This is a genomic window from Bacillus sp. SA1-12 (assembly GCF_000981385.1).
Taxonomy (GTDB): Bacteria; Bacillota; Bacilli; order Bacillales; family Bacillaceae; genus Metabacillus.
In genome coordinates this window covers 263615-281558 of record NZ_LATZ01000002.1, presented here as the reverse complement: position 1 = coordinate 281558, position 17944 = coordinate 263615, and the positions used below count along the sequence as shown (strand labels likewise).

General features: G+C 36.4%; 16 protein-coding genes and 2 riboswitches. Of the genes, 9 read left to right on the top strand and 7 right to left on the bottom strand.

Features of this window, described 5'->3' with window-relative positions; translation table 11 throughout:
* Positions 1 to 48: 48 nt before the first annotated feature.
* Positions 49 to 384, bottom strand: coding sequence for a DUF3905 domain-containing protein (locus WQ54_RS02525; protein WP_046511611.1), 336 nt, complete (start codon positions 382 to 384; stop codon positions 49 to 51).
* Positions 385 to 469: 85 nt separating this feature from the next.
* Between WQ54_RS02525 and WQ54_RS34180 the strand changes: the two genes are divergently transcribed.
* The 3 genes from WQ54_RS34180 (at position 470) to WQ54_RS02515 (ending at position 1034) form a co-directional block, all read left to right on the top strand.
* Positions 470 to 607 carry a hypothetical protein gene (locus WQ54_RS34180; protein WP_197089522.1) on the top strand — a complete coding sequence of 46 codons (138 nt, stop codon included), beginning with the start codon at positions 470 to 472 and terminating at the stop codon, positions 605 to 607.
* Positions 608 to 698: 91 nt separating this feature from the next.
* The gene (locus WQ54_RS34175; protein WP_046511607.1) at positions 699 to 851 is read left to right on the top strand and encodes a hypothetical protein; all 153 of its coding nucleotides are present in this window, start codon (positions 699 to 701) and stop codon (positions 849 to 851) included.
* A gap of 3 nt (positions 852 to 854) precedes the next feature.
* Complete coding sequence (locus WQ54_RS02515) at positions 855 to 1034, top strand: hypothetical protein (protein WP_046511604.1); 180 nt, start codon at positions 855 to 857, stop codon at positions 1032 to 1034.
* Between the two features lie 91 nt (positions 1035 to 1125).
* Here the strand turns inward: WQ54_RS02515 and WQ54_RS02510 are convergent, their stop codons facing one another.
* Together WQ54_RS02510 and WQ54_RS02505 are read right to left on the bottom strand one after the other, a co-directional pair.
* The gene (locus tag WQ54_RS02510; RefSeq protein ID WP_046511602.1) at positions 1126 to 2892 is read right to left on the bottom strand and encodes a B12-binding domain-containing radical SAM protein; all 1767 of its coding nucleotides are present in this window, start codon (positions 2890 to 2892) and stop codon (positions 1126 to 1128) included.
* A gap of 215 nt (positions 2893 to 3107) precedes the next feature.
* A complete protein-coding gene (locus WQ54_RS02505; protein ID WP_046511599.1) occupies positions 3108 to 4133 on the bottom strand; it encodes an acyltransferase family protein in 1026 nt (341 codons plus the stop codon).
* Between the two features lie 593 nt (positions 4134 to 4726).
* On the opposite strand from WQ54_RS02505, the gene WQ54_RS02500 reads away from it, so the two are divergent.
* Positions 4727 to 6907 carry a PAS domain S-box protein gene (locus WQ54_RS02500; RefSeq protein ID WP_156177643.1) on the top strand — a complete coding sequence of 727 codons (2181 nt, stop codon included), beginning with the start codon at positions 4727 to 4729 and terminating at the stop codon, positions 6905 to 6907.
* 437 nt (positions 6908 to 7344) lie between these two features.
* On the opposite strand, the gene mtnA is transcribed toward WQ54_RS02500, so the two are convergent.
* From mtnA to WQ54_RS02485, 3 genes are all read right to left on the bottom strand, one after another.
* Entirely contained in the window at positions 7345 to 8397 is a 1053-nt protein-coding gene (gene mtnA, locus WQ54_RS02495) for an S-methyl-5-thioribose-1-phosphate isomerase (protein ID WP_046511594.1), read from the bottom strand.
* Positions 8398 to 8907: 510 nt separating this feature from the next.
* A complete protein-coding gene (mtnK, locus tag WQ54_RS02490; protein WP_046511592.1) occupies positions 8908 to 10101 on the bottom strand; it encodes an S-methyl-5-thioribose kinase in 1194 nt (397 codons plus the stop codon).
* A gap of 98 nt (positions 10102 to 10199) precedes the next feature.
* Positions 10200 to 10358: riboswitch (SAM riboswitch) on the bottom strand.
* A gap of 138 nt (positions 10359 to 10496) precedes the next feature.
* The gene (locus WQ54_RS02485) at positions 10497 to 11285 is read right to left on the bottom strand and encodes a carbon-nitrogen family hydrolase (RefSeq protein ID WP_046511589.1); all 789 of its coding nucleotides are present in this window, start codon (positions 11283 to 11285) and stop codon (positions 10497 to 10499) included.
* 101 nt (positions 11286 to 11386) lie between these two features.
* On the opposite strand from WQ54_RS02485, the gene WQ54_RS02480 reads away from it, so the two are divergent.
* From WQ54_RS02480 to WQ54_RS02460, 5 genes are all read left to right on the top strand, one after another.
* Complete coding sequence (locus WQ54_RS02480) at positions 11387 to 12562, top strand: pyridoxal phosphate-dependent aminotransferase (protein ID WP_046511587.1); 1176 nt, start codon at positions 11387 to 11389, stop codon at positions 12560 to 12562.
* Between the two features lie 83 nt (positions 12563 to 12645).
* Positions 12646 to 12756: riboswitch (SAM riboswitch) on the top strand.
* A gap of 197 nt (positions 12757 to 12953) precedes the next feature.
* Positions 12954 to 14195, top strand: a complete 1242-nt coding sequence (mtnW, locus tag WQ54_RS02475; RefSeq protein ID WP_046511584.1) for a 2,3-diketo-5-methylthiopentyl-1-phosphate enolase — start codon at positions 12954 to 12956, stop codon at positions 14193 to 14195.
* Complete coding sequence (locus WQ54_RS02470) at positions 14192 to 14854, top strand: 2-hydroxy-3-keto-5-methylthiopentenyl-1-phosphate phosphatase (protein ID WP_046511581.1); 663 nt, start codon at positions 14192 to 14194, stop codon at positions 14852 to 14854. The genes mtnW and WQ54_RS02470 overlap by 4 nt, the downstream gene beginning before the upstream one ends.
* Positions 14851 to 15474 (top strand): methylthioribulose 1-phosphate dehydratase, encoded by a 624-nt coding sequence (locus WQ54_RS02465; protein ID WP_046511579.1) that lies wholly within the window; start codon positions 14851 to 14853, stop codon positions 15472 to 15474. The genes WQ54_RS02470 and WQ54_RS02465 overlap by 4 nt, the downstream gene beginning before the upstream one ends.
* Positions 15475 to 15533: 59 nt before the next feature.
* Positions 15534 to 16073 carry an acireductone dioxygenase gene (locus tag WQ54_RS02460; RefSeq protein ID WP_046511576.1) on the top strand — a complete coding sequence of 180 codons (540 nt, stop codon included), beginning with the start codon at positions 15534 to 15536 and terminating at the stop codon, positions 16071 to 16073.
* Between the two features lie 109 nt (positions 16074 to 16182).
* Here the strand turns inward: WQ54_RS02460 and abc-f are convergent, their stop codons facing one another.
* On the bottom strand, positions 16183 to 17886 hold the full coding sequence (abc-f, locus tag WQ54_RS02455) for a ribosomal protection-like ABC-F family protein (RefSeq protein WP_046511572.1): 1704 nt from the start codon (positions 17884 to 17886) through the stop codon (positions 16183 to 16185).
* Positions 17887 to 17944 lie beyond the last annotated feature (58 nt).

Here is a 17944-nt window from a genome sequence, read left to right as displayed (position 1 = left end):
TTTTTTCTCTTATTACCCAAGCTGTTCAAGGAGCTTTTACATTTATTTTTAATCACTACCATACCCTACATCTTTATCAGGATGCATAAATGGGACTCCTTTAGGCTTTTTCATTTCTTCAATTAAAGCACGATTTTCTGGTGTGTTCCAGCCAATATCATTTGTTGGATGCACCCATTGATCTCCTGACATAATTTCTGGGTCAATTTCGTCACTCCAATGGTTTAACGGAGACTTCTCGGAGTTATAAAAGCTATCTCCAATGGTTACCCCATACTTATTGACAAAAGGCTCCTTCATATCAATCCCAGTATCTTTCCAAGATGGAGAGTTTATTTGATGTGGCATGGTTTTATCGATCAACATGTTTTTTTGCTTTGACATAGTGCTCACCTCGTTCTTAGTATTCCGTTACATAATTTGAATATGAAATTGAAACAGTAAAAAAGAAAAGAGGTGAGTTTTACTTATGGAAAAACAAAGGAAATTTCCCGTTGCCAATTTATCCGAAACACAATTAGCGACTTTACAACAAATGGAGTCAAAGCTTCGAGAGGAAACAGGAGAAGAGATTGTCCTTATTGCATATGAGCATAATGAGCATTAAGCTTTTCCCTTTTACTTCCTGTGTTAGCCTGATTGAAACAAGGTAAAAGTAAAGATGTAGCATCCTAAATAATGATTTGAGGTGATTAGTGATGAAAAGAAAAGCGGCAAGAAATCAAGCAATAAAACATAACTTTACACCTACAGAAAGCCTTCCGGATTCAGAAGTTGCAGAAATCAATGATGATCAGGATCAAATGAAGGGTGCCAACCGTAATTCCAAAAAGGGAAAGCAAGGGAAGTAAAACATGACTAAAAAACATAAGAAAAGCAAAGAAATGGAAAATCATAAAAAACCAATGCCAATGGACCTGTTGAAGGAAGAGTTTGGCCATGAGCTTGGAGATGTTAATGCATCGCAAATATATGGAGTTCTTGAAGGAAACAAAAACAAGAATAAAAACAAGGGTAAAAGCAAGAATAAATAAACTGCAAATATTCATTTTCGTTTTAATCAATAAGAAAGGGGCCTGTCTCAAAAACAAAGAGACAGCCCCCCATATAAGGAAAAAAACTTCCTTAGCTTACTTTTGAATCAAGTTCACTTGATGGTGCTGCATAAACAATGGTTGATGATTGGATTGGATCATAATGAACAAGAATGAATGAATCTTCCTCAATTAACTTACCTGTTTTTAAATAATGATTCATATTAAATGGAATGGTTTCAAGAACTGTATGTTTAAATAAATCTTTTTCAGATAGTTGTTTACTGGCAAATTCTTCACCTAAAATAAGCGGTTGATCCAAAATGGAATGATAAATCTTGCTCCGCTCTTGCTTTGATAGGGTATCTGACCACCACGGTTTACGGGGTTTGTATTTTTGATTTTTAAGGTAATCATATTTCATAAACCCGCTTGCAATGTGCAGCTCCTTAATTTTCTTATTTTGCAGGAAATCATAGAGATGCTTATATAAATCCTCTAATTGATGACCGATTCTTGACCAACCTTTTTCATCCCAGAAGGTGCCAAATTCCTGAAAGAAATCAAAAGGTGTGGAAAACAAGTGTGTTACTATATATTCAATGGTTTCATCCATACGATGATCATTCCAATACTTTTCTAAAACATCCTCAACTTGTTTAATTTTAATGATATCTTCAAATGTAAGAACATTGTTCTTTAAGATTTCATATGGCGAATGATCCATGTAAACATAACCATGGTCAGCTGCGCGAAGACGTAATCCCGTTCCTCTTAACATTTTTAGGAAGCCAAGCTGAAGTTCTTCTGGACGCATTTCAAACACATCGTTAAATGTCTTCTTAAACGAATGATAATCTTCTTCCGGAAGTCCGGCAATTAAATCTAAATGCTGGTCTATTTTTTTGCCTTCCTTTACCATTGTGACGGTTCTTGTAAGTTTTTTGAAATTTTGCTTTCTCATGACAAGTTCATTCGTTGCATCATTCGTAGACTGCACACCAATTTCAAAACGGAACAATCCTTTTGGAGCATTGTCATTTAAAAATTGGATGACTTCAGGGCGCATAATATCTGCGGTAATTTCAAATTGAAACACGGTCCCAGGTTTATGCTCGTCAATAAGAAATTGAAACATTTCCATTGCATAACTGCGACTGATGTTGAAAGTACGGTCGACAAACTTAATCGTTTTGGCACCATGCTCCATTAAGAAACGAATATCATCCTTGATCTTTTCACGGTCAAAATATCTAACACCGACTTCAATTGATGATAAACAAAACTGACAGCTAAATGGGCATCCCCGGCTTGTTTCAATATATGTCACCCGCTTCGAAAGATGGGATAGATCTTCTTCAAAGCGAAATGGGGATGGCAGTTCCTTTAAGTCGACTTTATTTTGTTGAGGTTTAATTCGGATCACGCCATTTTCACGATAAGCAATTCCATTTACATTAGCAAAATTTTGTTCGCTGTGAAGCTCATCCAATAATTGTTTAAACGATTGTTCCCCTTCACCAATAATAATGAAATCAACCTCCGGAATTCTTTCCATCCATTCTCTTGTATCATATGTGACCTCAGGTCCGCCAAGTGCAATTAGTAATGAAGGATTAATTTTCTTCATCATTTTAATGACTTTTATCGTTTCTTCAATGTTCCAAATATAGCAGCTAAACCCTAATAATTCGGGTTTTTTTCGATGCAGATCTGTCACGATATTCATGGACGGATCCTTAATTGTATATTCTGCAAGCTCAATGTCATATTCTGGTGATGCATATGCTTTTAAGTAGCGAATTGATAGGCTTGTATGGATATATTTTGCATTTAATGTTGATAAAACGGTTTTCATTGCGATTAACACCACTTCTAACATTTATTTTTAAGGACTGCATATATCATGCAATTAAAATCTTATTGTATCATATTCAGCTGAAAAAACGTACTTATGATAATGGAGGAGTATCCATAGTATGGAAAAATATACAGGAATCATACCTTAATTTATATAAACTAATATTTACTTTGCCAAAAAAGAAGAAGAGCAAAGCTATGCTTTGCTCTTCTTTAATTGGATTTTGAATTCATGGCTGTAAAGTTCTTTAAATAGTAGTTAATGGTAGATGTTCGCAATTCGATAATTGGCTGGGTGACGGCTTTCACGATCTTTGTCGATAGAGTAGATGTTAAAAGAATCGATAAGAAAATAAGCAATGTAATGCTTTGATAATCTTTCATCCAATCTAATAATTCACTGTTCCTCATATATTGAACGATAAAACCGTGCAGCAGGTAGACATAAAAGGTTCTTGTCCCCCATTCTGTAAAAAATGCATGTGTTTTTGGGATTAGTGACAAAAAGCTCAACGAAGTAATTAAGGTTAAACTATAAAAGCCCAGGCGGATTATCGCGCTAAATACGGATGGATCGCCAAAGTGAGAATAGGATTTAGATCCAAATAGCCACTCGTAATCAAAATCTATATAAAAGTATGCAATAAATGTCAGAATTAATAAAACGCTGGAAAGTCCTCTTACAGGTACCTTAGTTATAAAAGTAAAGTGTTCACGTTTTAAATAAAAGCCTGTTAAAAACAGAGGGAAAAAGACAAATGTCCTTGATAAGCTTAGATAATTACTAATAAACTCGATATATCCTACAGCTAAGCCGACCGAAAATGCCAGGAACAGTGCCCAACTTGCTGGAAGCTTTGTAACAGCAAATAATAGAACATTCCAGAAAAATAAACTGATTAAGAACCATAAAGACCAATGAGGGTCTAATGGGTCAAGAACAAGGGCATCTTTCTTTTCAATGAAATAATAATACACTGAATATATCCCTTGGAAAATGAGATATGGAAGTATTAATTTCTTTGTTATTTTCTCGATATATCCCTTTTTTCTAAAGCCCTTTGCAAAATAACCAGAGATTAAGATAAATGCCGGCATATGAAAAGTATAAACAAATTTATATACATTCATAAGCATTTGGCTGTCATCTATAAAGGAGCGAATGATATGTCCAAAGACCACTAAAATAATCAAAAAGAATTTAGCGTTATCAAAGTAACTATCACGATTTTTCATAATTTCACCTTTTCTTTAGAAGTAAGAATTAAAGCGGAAACGCATTGATTAGCCTATAACCCAGGGTAAATAAGACGCTCATGAATAGAGGATGTCCTTTACCTTCAATTTATGAGTGACAAGACCATATAGGGCTAGGCGCTGGCAGTCAATAACTAGGTCGTCAATCGCATTAACTGTATTTGCCTATCCTGTGCTTCGGAGCTGGATATCGTGCGCTTATCCACAATATAAGAATGATATTAATTCCTATCCGAGAATAATATCTTAGATCACCTTGCTTAAGCCCCAAAAAACACAAAATCAATCCGCTAAGCCATCCTCTTCTTTATTCCCAAGTTGTAGCCGTTACTAAACTATTATTCGTAAAATGAAATATATTTTATTAGGGGTGTAACGAAAGTGTAATCCGAATGTAAGATTGGTTATAGAATGAAATGGACCCTCTTGTACCAACATCTATCATAATTTTTTTCGAAAAAAAAGCAAACATTTTTTTTGCATTTTGACAGAATGTGAAGGACTATGATAGTCCTTGTAGAATAATTGAATAGTGAAGATTCAGGTAATTAGGGGTGAAAAGATTGAAGCAGACGATGGAGGAAAACGAAATCGTTACGATGAAGGAAAAAGTGGCAAAGCTAACGGCTGAGAATGAATTACTTAAATCGAAGCTTCTTCAGTATGAAAGCATTTTAGAAGGTGCGCTTGATGCTGTAGCCATTTTTGATGAACACTTGAAATTTATTGATGTAAATACTTCTGCCTGTCATTTGTTTCAGTTAGAAAAAACTGAGCTATGTAATCGAAAACTAGATGACTTTCTTTCACTCATTCCCAAAAATGAAAAGAAGGAACTGTTTGATGAACTATATAATGACTATACACTTGGGAAGGAGCTTGTCGTAAAATTAGATAATGGACAAGTAAAGTTTATAGAAATCTCTATACGAAAGCATGCAATTAACGGATACGACCTTGCCATGCTTAAGGATGTTTCTTTTAAAAAAATGCTCGAACGGGAACGGACAATAAATGAACAACTATTTAAAGATCTGTTTCATCGTGCGGTAGACGGGATTGTCATTTTTGACCAGAATGGGGCATTTATCGATGCAAACGGATCTTTTTGTACAAGTTTTGAAATATGCAAAACTCAATTAAGTTCATATGTACTTGATGATTTTATTGATAAGCAGGATAACGATATATTAGAAAAATTATGGAAGCTATTAAAGGAAAATGGCAGTGCAAAAGGTGAGCTGCCGGTATTATTAAAAAATGGTGATAAGAAAATATTTGAATTTACAACAACCTCTAATATTATTAATGGCTTCTATATGGCCATTATGCGTGATATTACTGAAAAGCGTTCAATGGAAATGAAGCTTTATAAAAGTGAAGAACGCTTTAGAGAGATTTTTGAAAATGCCATCGATGCCATTATGATCTGGCGGAAGGATGGTCAAATATTAAGAGTTAATCAAGCCGCAAGCAGAACGTTTGAATTGCCGGAAGAGGAGCTGGTCACGAGGAATATTCTTGACTTTATTGACCAAACCTCTTTAAATTTTGCTAGAGTAAAAAAAGAATATTTTCAAACAGGAGCAATTAGGGAGGAATTGCTTTTTCATATGCCGAATGGGCAAAATAAGGAACTGGAATTCACATCAAAAATGGATATTTCCGAAGGTCATCACTTAACGATTTTTCGAAATGTCAGTGAACGGAAAAGGATGGTGAAGGTACTTAGAGAAAGTGAACAAAAATTCCGCAAAATTTTCGATGGGGCAATGGATGGAATTGTCTTATTTAATAATGACTTTGAAATTATTGAAGCAAATCCTACTGCGATGCGAATACTTAATTTAACTTCTGAAGATTTAATTTCCTTTAATTTATATGATTTGTTATTTTCCAACATGAATAGAACCGGAGTCATTAAAAAGGATTCGAATGATTGGGAAGAAACACTGCAAGAAATTATGTATAAATTCGCAAATGGGGAAGAAAAAATACTTGAATTCACGTTGAAAAATAATATTAATGAAAATATGAATTTGGCAGTATTCCGGGATGTAACGGAAAAAAGGGAGTTAGAAGAGCAACTAAGAAAATCAGATACATTAAATGTTGTAGGAGAGCTTGCCGCTGGAATAGCACATGAAATTAGAAATCCAATGACAGCATTAAAAGGATTTATCCAGCTTCTAGAAGGAAGTGTGAAAGACGACTTTTCGATGTATTTTAACGTGATAACATCAGAATTAAGCCGAATTGAATCGATTATTACAGAGTTTTTAATTTTAGCAAGACCGCAGGCAATAAAATATTTAAAGAAAGATATTGGTATCATCATGAAGGAAACGATCGATCTGCTGAATGCACAAGCTATCCTTGTAAATGTACAGATGAAGTTGATCGTAGATCCTGATTTGCCATTAATTTATTGTGAGCCTAATCAATTAAAGCAGGTATTTATTAATATTTTAAAGAATGCAATAGAGGTTATGCCAATGGGCGGACAAATTGATGCCACGATTATAAGGAAAGATAATGAACATGTAATAGTATCGATTACAGATAGAGGATCAGGCATCTCTGAAGATAAAATAAAAAGACTCGGCCAACCGTTCTATACAACAAAGGAACGGGGGACAGGCTTAGGATTGATGGTCAGCTATAAAATTATTGAGGAGCATCGCGGATCAGTGGATGTGGAGAGTGAAGAGGGGAAAGGTACAACCTTTCATATTACACTTCCAATCAATCAATAGCCAATGATAGCAGGTTAGCACTAAAAAAATTGAACTTGTCACAATTAGGAGCAGACAACATATTATTTGAGTAAGAGAAAAAAGTTGCATTCGGTAAAGAAAGGGGCAAGTTCTATGTGGTTATCTAAACGTTCAAAAAAAGTTTATTTCTATGCTTCCTTATTTTCCAAACTTCAAATCATTTCAGAGGCTGAGAAAAATCAATTACTTGAAAAGTGGAAGCAATAGGCAAAAGTATGATCAAAGAAAAAAACATGATTAAAATATAAAAACCTTAGCCTGTTACCAGACTAAGGTTTTATTTTTTGCTACCCAGTAAATGATAAAATGTTTTAAACTGTGATTACCGCGCTCTTGTATATAGCTCTTCTTGGATCTTGTCCATTACAAATCGGCTATTACCCCAGGGCTGTTTAAGACGCATACGCTTTTGTTCCTTAACTGTTGAATAGTTGTAAAATTTCCTCTTGATAATTACCTTCCAGAATGCCTTTTTCCGTAATGATGCCTGCGATTAATTCATTAGGAGTGACATCAAATGCAGGATTAAATACGTTCACGCCTTCAGGTGCAATTTGCACCCCATTAAGCTCTGTTACCTCTTTAGGATTTCGCTCCTCAATTGGAATTTGCTCACCATTTGCTATAGAAGGGTCAAATGTTGACAATGGTGCGGCTACATAAAAAGGGATGTTAAATGCTTTTGCTAATAAGGCTAAATTGAAGGTCCCAATTTTATTTGCTGTGTCACCGTTTGCTGCAATGCGATCAGCACCTACTATAATGGCAGTGATATTTTTCGATTTGATTGTGTGAGCGGCCATATTATCTGTTATTAACGTTACATCAACGCCTGCCTGCATCAGCTCCCAAGTTGTTAAGCGAGACCCTTGGAGCACCGGTCGGGTTTCACAGGCAAAAACCTTTAACTCTTTGTTTTGCTCTTTTGCTAAATAAAATGGGGCAAGTGCAGTTCCATATTTTGCTGTAGCAATAGAGCCGGCGTTACAAATGGTCATAATTCGATCACCATTATTAAAAACAGAGAGTGCGTGTTCTCCAATTAAACGGCAAACCTCTTCATCCTCAATTTGAATTTGAATAGCTTCGTGAACTATTCGAGTCTTAGCCTCATTAATTGACTTTACGTTTGCAACGGTTGCCACCAATCGGTCCAATGCCCAAAATAAATTAACAGCAGTAGGTCTAGAGCTTGCTAAATAGTCTCGTTTTTTCTTAATCGCAGCTTGAAATTCCTCGATTGTTTTAGATGAATCTTGAAGAGCTGCTAATGCAAGCCCATATGCTGCAGTGATCCCAATTGCAGGAGCACCTCTTACCTTTAAGGTTTGAATAGCATCCCATACTTCATCAACAGTTGTGAGTTCAAGGTATTCTGTAACATGCGGGATTTTTTGCTGATTTAATAAAGAAATGGAAGAATCCTTCCAAATAACTGAACGAGGAATCGTAAATTCTTTTATTGCCATTTGTAATATACTCCTTTATAAACTAGATTGATCCAGTCAAATTGGATAAAGATATCCTTTATAGGAAGTAGGAAGACCACCTACAGATGGAGTCTCGCTTTATCCCATCTTAACGGGCAGTAATAATCATCCTGCTTTTAGAAAAACTAAAGAGAAGGAAAACTGCCCGTAAAGATCCGATAAGTCTCACTAACCATCAGTAGGAAGACCACCTGCTGATGGAAGTCTCGCTTTATCCTATCTTAACGGGCAGTAATAATCACCCTACAAGTTTTTAAAAAAACTAAAGAGAAGGAAAACTGCCCGTAAAGAAATTCGATAAGTCTCAGCACACCCATCAGTAGGAAGACCACCTGCTGATGGAAGTCTCGCTTTATCCTATCTTAACGGGCAGTAATAATCACCCTACAAGTTTTTAAAAAAACTAAAGAGAAGGAAAACTGCCCGTAAAGATCCGATAAGTCTTACTAACCATCAGTAGGAAGACCACCTACTGATGGAAGTCTCGCTTTATTGAATGACTGTTTCTTTTACGTAATCAATAAATTGTTCAGGTCTTGTAATTGTTTTTTGATTTTTTATCAGTTCACTTCCGAGTGAGAGGGCCAATTGTTTTGTTGCAATTCTTCTATCATATGGCTGAATGGTATCAAGATCTGCAACATGAGCAAGACCAATTGTACGGCGAATAATTTCGCAGCCTGCAAAACCAACCGATTCTTCGAAAATTTCTGATAATACATGTTCTAGATAGCCTTCAACTTTTGTGAAAATTTCCAGCCCATCCTTTTTCCAAGCTGTTGTAAACTCTTCAACGAAAATATTCCATGTTGTAACGATGTGTTGGAGAAGCACATCCTGTTTTTCGCCATTACGTGAAATTGCATTCAATAGAAAATTTCCAAAAACTTGACCAACATCAAAACCGATTGGCCCAAAGTATGCAAATTCTGGATCAATCACTTTCGTTTCCTCTTCGTCAGCGAAAATACTGCCTGTGTGTAAATCACCATGTAAAAGAGCTTCTGCCTTGGTTAGGAATTTTTGTTTCAGTTTTGCTACTTCTAACTTAAGTAACTCATCCTGCCAAATCTGTTCAACATCCTTCTGCAGTTCTGGTTCATACTCATTTGTGTCATGGTTAAAAAATGGATCTGTGAAAACAAGATCCTCAGTAATTTTACAAAGGTCTGGATTTATAAATTGTTTAACAAGTGATTTTTTAACATGTTGATTTGAACCATAGTCTGATGTGTAAAACAATGTCTTTGCTAAAAATTCACCAATATGCTTTGAAAGAAGCGGCAAATCCTTGCCTTCTATTAACGCTGCTCTTGAAATTTGCAGATGTGACAAGTCTTCCATGATGGTAATAGCTAGCTTCTCATCAGAGTAAAAAACCTTAGGTACATATTGCGGAACAAATTCACCTTGCTTTAAAAGAGCATGGGTTTCAATACGTGCTCGGTCCAAAGTTAAAGGCCAGCTTTCACCCACAACTTTAGCATATGGCAGAGCTTGTTTAATAATAATGCTTTCGTTCGTATCGGCGTCTTTCACCTTGAAAACAAGATTTAAGTTTCCATCACCGATCTCATTGCAGGTTAGGTTGCTTTTTTCTTCAAATAATTGAAGACGCTTTGCCAGGGCGATAGCCCCGTTTTCTGTTAATGGTTCATAGCCGGATGATTTTACAGCACACATAATATATACCCCCAGATAAGTTTGATTGTGGAGGCTTTTCTCTAAAAATAAGAAAAGCCTCTTTCTTATGAAAGAGGCTTGAAGACGACGCTTCGCACCTCTCATCTGTCAGAAAGATATACTTTCTGATGGAATTAGCACCGTGCCCTACTGGATAAAATCCAAGGTGAACTCATTTCACCCCATTTTGCAATGGTAGTATGGTCGGTTGCTGCGGCTTCATTGGGCCAAGTCCCTCTGCCAACTCTTGATAAGAGATCAATCTTGTTAAACATTATGAAATTAATGTTTTAAAGTATGTTAATTCAGAACATTTAAGATTTTAAGAAAAATAGAACGTTTGATTAGCATGTTACCAATGATTTATGAAATTTGTCAACACTATTTTCAAAAAATCAATGATAAAATTCAGGTAATCTGTCATCAAAGACTGGGATTTGGCTTCTAACTTTTTTAACCATTTCATCATCGATCACTGCTGAGATAGATCCGGCTTTTTCGTCTGCTTCTGCAATGACCGTTCCCCATGGATCAATAATCATAGAATGACCGGCGAATTCATTATTTGGATCAGAGCCGGCTCGATTGCATGCTACAACATAGCACTGGTTTTCAATAGCGCGACTTAATAACAATGTTCTCCAGTGATGGAGTCGCGGCAGCGGCCATTCTGCAACAACAAATAATATTTCGGCTCCTCTTGTTGTATGGGCGCGAATCCATTCAGGAAAACGAATATCATAGCAGATTACACCAGCACATGGTATGTCAGCGATGTTAAACAAACCTGTTTTAGATCCCGCTGATAAGTAATGATGTTCATCCATTAATTTAAATAAATGGAGTTTACTATACTCGTTAACCAATTTCCCTTGGTGATCGAAAATGTACATTGTGTTTGTTATTTGATCGTCCACCTTTTTAGCTACAGAGCCTCCAACGATGTTAACTTGAAATTTTTTAGCCAGTTCGCTAATAAATTTTCTTGTTTGTATCCCTTCTTCATCGGCAATTTCATTTAAACGCGTTAAATCATATCCTGTTGTCCATAATTCAGGAAGAACAATAATTGAAGGTTTCTCTTTTTCAACAATCGCTGCCACTTTTTCCTCTACTTGTCGATAATTAAATGATGGATTGCCATATTTAATATCTAATTGTATGCAAGTTATGATAGGTTTCATTCAAATCACACCTTCATTTTAAAAATTTTACTTTACAAGTTGATTCTAACAATATATGATTTGTGACTAGAATTTCAAGAATTTTTTGAGTAGGTGTTAAAATGAAAAACTATGAACAATCACATCTATTAAAGTCATTGCCAAAGCAATTTTTTGCTAGTCTTGTTGCAAAGGTTAACAAAATCGTTGAACAAGGACATGATGTTATCAATTTAGGTCAAGGAAATCCCGATCAGCCCACACCAGATCATATTGTTAAAGCGATGCAGAAAGCGGTAGAAAATCCGGCTTATCATAAATATTCGCCTTTCCGGGGGCAATTGTTCCTAAAAGAAGCAGTTGCAGCCTTTTATAAACGGGAGTATGGAGTGGAAATCGAGCCGGAAACAGAGGTGGCAATTCTCTTCGGAGGAAAGGCAGGTCTTGTTGAGGTTCCGCAATGTTTGTTAAATCCTGGTGATGTTGTACTTGTACCAGACCCAGGCTATCCTGATTATTGGTCAGGCGTGGAGCTTGCCCGGGCAAAAATGGAAATGATGCCGCTCATTAGTGAAAATCAATTTTTGCCTGATTATCATAGCTTATCAAAAGAAGCGGTAAAACAAGCAAAACTGATGTTTTTAAATTATCCAAACAATCCAACAGGAGCTACTGCTACAAAGGAATTTTTTGAAGAGACAGTAAAATTTGCGGGAAAGAATGATATTTGTGTTGTTCATGATTTTGCATATGGAGCTATAGGATTTGACGGTAAGCGTCCAATGAGCTTTTTGCAAACAAATGGGGCAAAAGATGTAGGTATTGAAATCTATACCTTTTCGAAATCCTTTAACATGGCAGGATGGCGGATTGCATTTGCAGTCGGGAATCCTTCTGTTATCGAGGCGCTCAACCTTTTACAGGATCATCTGTATGTTAGTGTTTTTAGTGCGATCCAGGAGGCGGCTGCACAGGCTTTATTAAGCTCGCAATCATGTGTTGAAGAGTTAAATGCCCTTTATGAATCACGGAGAAATGTTTTTATAAATGCGTTGAAAGAGATTGGTTGGGATGTAACGGCTCCAGCAGGTTCTTTCTTTGCTTGGCTGCGAGTGCCAAGTCAGTTTGAATCATCAGAGGCTTTCGCTGATTATTTATTAGAGAGGGCGCATGTTGTTGTTGCGCCAGGGATCGGTTTTGGTGAACATGGTGAAGGCTACGTAAGGGTCGGTCTTTTAACTTCTAAAGAAAGACTGGCGGAAGCTGCTGAGCGAATAAAGGCATTAAACCTGTTTTAAAAAATCATTATTGACAGTTGGAAAATCTTCTGTCATAATCCTTAGTAATTTCACAAAATTTAATGATTATTATGAACGTTTCGTTCTTATCAAGAGCAGGTGGAGGGACTAGCCCTATGAAGCCCGGCAACCGACTTAAGATTTAATTTAAGCACGGTGCTAATTCTTGCAGCAGTTATGCTGATAGATAAGGAGATATGCTTGTTATTCATGCTTGTAACAGCCTCTTCGATATCTATGAGTATCGAGGAGGCTTTTTTGTTTTTTTGCTATAAATATTCAAAAACTAAGATTGGTTTTAGAAGCAGGCCATTATAAAAAGTGTTACTATTAGAAAGATAAATAAAAAAATTCAGAAAAATAGAAGTGTATTAGGAAAGTAGGGTTTTAAGTGAGTGAAGTAATTGCTACTTATCTTGTTCATGATGCTAAAGGAGATTTAAATAAAAAGGCTGAAGGGATTGCATTAGGTTTAACAGTCGGATCCTGGACAGATCTACCATTGTTAGAACAGGAACAGTTAAAAGCACATAAAGGCCGAGTATTAGAAATCAGCCAGCTAGATCATTGTGAAAAAACAAATCACTATTTAGGAAAACCAGTGACGATAGGGAAGCTGAAAATAGCTTATCCTAGTTTGAATTACAGTCATGATCTTCCAGCCATTTTAACAACTGTATTTGGAAAGCTTTCACTGGACGGAGAAGTTAAGTTAATAGATTTAGAATTTTCAGATGAAATCAAAAAGGCTTTTCCTGGACCTAAATTTGGTGTTTCTGGGATTCGCGATTTACTAGGTGTCTATGACAGACCACTGTTGATGAGTATTTTTAAAGGCGTGATTGGGAGAGACCTTACGTATCTGAAGGATCAGCTAAAACAGCAGGTGATGGGCGGAGTCGACTTAGTCAAAGATGATGAGATATTGTTTGATAATCCTTTAACACCATTCGAAAATCGACTTATCGCAGGTAGAGAAGTGTTGCGAAATGTTTTTGAAGAAACAGGCCACAAAGCATTATATGCGGTCAATTTATCAGGAAAAACATTCGACTTAAAAGATAAAGCAAAGCGTGCTGTTGAGCTTGGGGCGAATGTGTTATTATTCAATGTCTTTGCATATGGTCTTGATGTGCTTCAAAGCTTAGCTGAAGATCCGGATATTTCGATTCCAATTATGGCGCATCCAGCTGTTAGCGGAGCCTCAACAGCTTCAAGTCTTTACGGCTTTTCAAGCCCGCTTTTGCTAGGAAAACTTTTGCGTGTTGCTGGAGCAGATTTTTCTTTATTCCCATCACCTTACGGAAGTGTTGCATTGGATCGTGATGAAGCGTTAGGGATTGCTGCTAATTGTTTAAAAGAGGAAACATATCGTCAATCATTCCCTGTGCCTTCCGCGGGCATTCATCCGGGACTTGTACCGCTTTTGATCCATGATTTTGGTAAGGATTCGGTGATTAATGCAGGCGGCGGAGTTCACGGTCATCCAAACGGAGCAATCGGAGGCGGCAGGGCATTTCGTGCGGCTATTGATGCTGTGCTTTCTGGTGCTTCCTTGCATGAAGCGGCAACTGAAAGTGTTGATCTAAAAATTGCGATTGACCTCTGGGGTGTTAAAGAGGTGAGCAAATGATAAATAAAGCAATCATATGTGATTTTGATGGAACGATCACGGAGACGGATAATATTATTGCGATCATGAAAAGATTTGCTCCGCCTGAATGGAATGAGCTAAAAGATGGGGTTCTCTCACAAAGGATATCGGTAAAAGAAGGTGTTGGCAGCATGTTTAAGCTGCTGCCTTCTTCATTAAAAAATGACATTATCGAATTTATTTTAAACCATGCAAAAATTCGCTCAGGTTTTAAAGAATTTGTCCAATATACGAAAGATAACCATCTCCCACTATACATCGTAAGCGGAGGAATCGATTTTTTCGTTTATCCGCTCCTTAACGGATTAGTGGATGAGAAGCATATTTATTGTAACAGAGCCGATTTTTCACAAGAAATGATCCATATTGAATGGCCGCATAGCTGTGATGAAACATGTAAAAATGATTGCGGCTGCTGTAAACCTTCCCTTATTAAGCGGTTAACAGACAGTGAACAAAGCAAAATAGTCATTGGCGATTCAATAACAGATTTACAAGCTGCAAAGCTGGCAGATCTTGTGATAGCCAGGGATTTATTATTGGAAAAATCGAAAGACTTACGGCTGCCGCATCGACCGTTTACAACCTTTTATGATGTGATTGATGTGTTAGATTCTCTTGAGGAGGTGAAAGCATGAGCCTTTTGGAACAAAGATGGGAAGAGCTTGCTGATATAAAAAGAGAGTTAGCTAACCGTGATTGGTTTCCTGGCACTAGCGGCAATTTAGCAATAAAGGTTGATGAGCAACCCCTCAGCTTTCTTGTAACGGCTAGCGGGAAGGATAAAACGAAGGAAACAAAAGAAGATTTCCTGCTTGTAGATAGCCAAGGTCTGCCAGTTGAGAACACTCATTTAAAGCCTTCTGCGGAGACGCTTCTGCACGTGGAGGTTTTTAACAAAACAAATGCCGGCTGCAGCCTGCATGTTCATACTGTTGACAATAATGTCATTTCTGAACTCTATGGTGACAAAGGCAGTATTACGTTTAAAGGGGTGGAAATTATTAAGGCATATGGATTGTGGGAAGAAGATGCAGAATTTACAATCCCAATTATTTATAATCATGCCCATATTCCGACCCTGGCAGCTGAATTCACCCAATTTGTAAACGAAGATGCTGGCGCTGTTTTAATAAGAAATCACGGGATTACTGTATGGGGGAGAAATGCATTGGAAGCAAAAAAATATTTAGAAGCTAGTGAATTTTTGATTTCCTATCATTTAAAGCTTCTTACATACAAAAAACTTATGGCGTAATGACAAATAGCTATATGTCTATTAAATAAACAAACTTATTAAAATGGAGGAGAAGGAAAATGGCAGTTATTAAAGTCCGAAATACAAAAGAAGTAATTGAAGGTCATGACAATGTTTTAAGCTTTTTAGAAAAACAAGGTGTATTATATGAACATTGGGATATGAAAAAACTTCCTGAGGCTTTAAAGGATAAATTTGTATTGACTGATCAAGAAAAAGAAGAAATTTTGACAACCTACAAAGAAGAAATTGAAGATTTAGCTGAGAGAAGAGGTTATAAAACCTGGGATATTGTTGCATTATCAGATGCTACACCAAACTTAGAGGACTTGCTAAAAAAATTTGAACAAGTACATACACATACAGAAGATGAAGTTCGAGCAATTACTGCGGGACATGGGATTTTTATCATCAAAGGTGATGAAGAAACAGGTTATTTTGATGTAGAGCTTGAAGCTGGGGATGTTATTTCTGTACCTGAAGGAAATCCTCATTTCTTCACATTGATGGACGATCGCCAAGTTGTAGCTGTTCGGTTATTCATTGAAACAGAGGGATGGGTTGCACAACCTTATCAAGAAGAAGTAAATAATAAATAATAGAAAAAAAGCGTAGAGATCATGCTTGACCTCCACGCTTTTTCTATTTAATGTTCATTAAACATTTAATAGCCATTAATTCGGATCGTAAAGGGAAATGAAGCTCATTTTATCGATAACCAAGTTGTTTATTTACTTCACGTTTTCTTTTCGTCAGAGTTTTAAATGCAGCATCTAGCTCTCTATATTTTTTTGCTTCTGGCGTTAGCATGCTTAATTCACCAAGCACAGCAGAAATTTCAGTATTTATTCTCATTAATTCCTCTTCCAATTGCTGTTTGCTTAGGGTTGTTTTTTGCTGTTTTTTTAATTCGTATTGCTCCAGATTCATTTCAACTCGTGTCATTTTTTGATCTTTGATGACGAGAAGTTTATCACAAAGTTTATTTATAAAATAATAATCGTGAGAAACAATGAGGATCGTTCCGGAAAACTCGCTTAAGGTATCCTCTAATTGCTCACGGCTAGCTAAATCTAAATGATTGGTCGGTTCATCTAATATCAATAAGTCATACTCGCTCAATAACATATTGGTCAGTTTAATCCTGGTACGTTCACCTAGGCTGAGTGTCCCGATTTGTTGCGATATTTTATCTGCTTTCATCCCCATGTTTGCAAGGATTGTTCTCGCTTGAAACAGCTTTTCTTTTTCAGTAATCTGCAATGCCTCGATTCCAGTTTGAGGCAGTGGCATATCGGCAACATCCTGGCTTAAGTAGGCGATTTTTAATGAAGGACTTTTTATTAATTCACCAGCTGTTATCGTTTCTTTATCTAATAGCATGTTTAGGAAGGTCGTTTTCCCAGATCCGTTTGGCCCGACAATCCCAATTCGCTCGCCATAATTTACATAAAAATGACTGTCTTTAAAAAGGTACCTATCTTCGAACATTTTAGAAAGATGTTTAGCTTCAACAATTCTCTTTCCTCGTTTTCTGTTCGATTCAAATTGAAAGCGAACTTTTTTCTCTTCTTCAGGTTTTTCAATTTTATTTTTTTCAAGTTCTTTATTCAATCGCTTCATTTTTGATTTAATTGCTTTATCAAGCTTCTTTGCTTTTACTCCATGATATTCTTTAAAGCCCTCTTGATCTCGCATAGTTCGATGCGCTTTTCCAGACCATTGTTGTAATTGGTTGATTTGGCCTTCCACATTTGCTTTATATTTTTGTTGAACTTCATATTGATGTAATTGGTCTTCATAACGCTTCTTCTTTTCTTTACGATAAGCGGAATAATTACCATTGTATTCCGTTAATTTACCATGGTCTAAGTCAAATATTTTGGTAACAGTTTTATCTAAGAAAAATCGGTCATGTGAAATGATGATGACGGTACCCCGGAAATTTTCAAGCTGGCTAATTAACCAATTGACTCCTTGAAAGTCAAGATGATTGGTTGGTTCATCTAAAATAAGAATATCGGGATTTGACGACCAGATTTGCGCTAATGCAATTTTTAATTTTTCTCCGCCGCTTAAATGATTAAGTCGTTCCTGATGCCAATAATGTACTTTATTTAGACCTAATTCACTTGCACGTTCAAGAAAATCAGCGGATAAATGATTAAAGTCATTTATGGAATAATCAACTGATTGAAGCAGATATCCTATCCTTAGATTATGGTCTCTTCTTAGACTTCCTTCATCAGGTGCTAAGTTTCCGTATAAGATGTTTGCTAAGGTTGTTTTTCCGGCTCCGTTGGGACCAACAAGTCCGATTCGCTCACCTTTATTTAGATCAAATGAAAGATTGTCTAAAACGACTTTTTCTCCAAAATACTTTTTCACATTTCTTGCTTGCAAAATAAACATAAAAAAACCTCCCTATAAAGCCTAGAGAGATTTGACATGCCAAATTATACATAAGAAT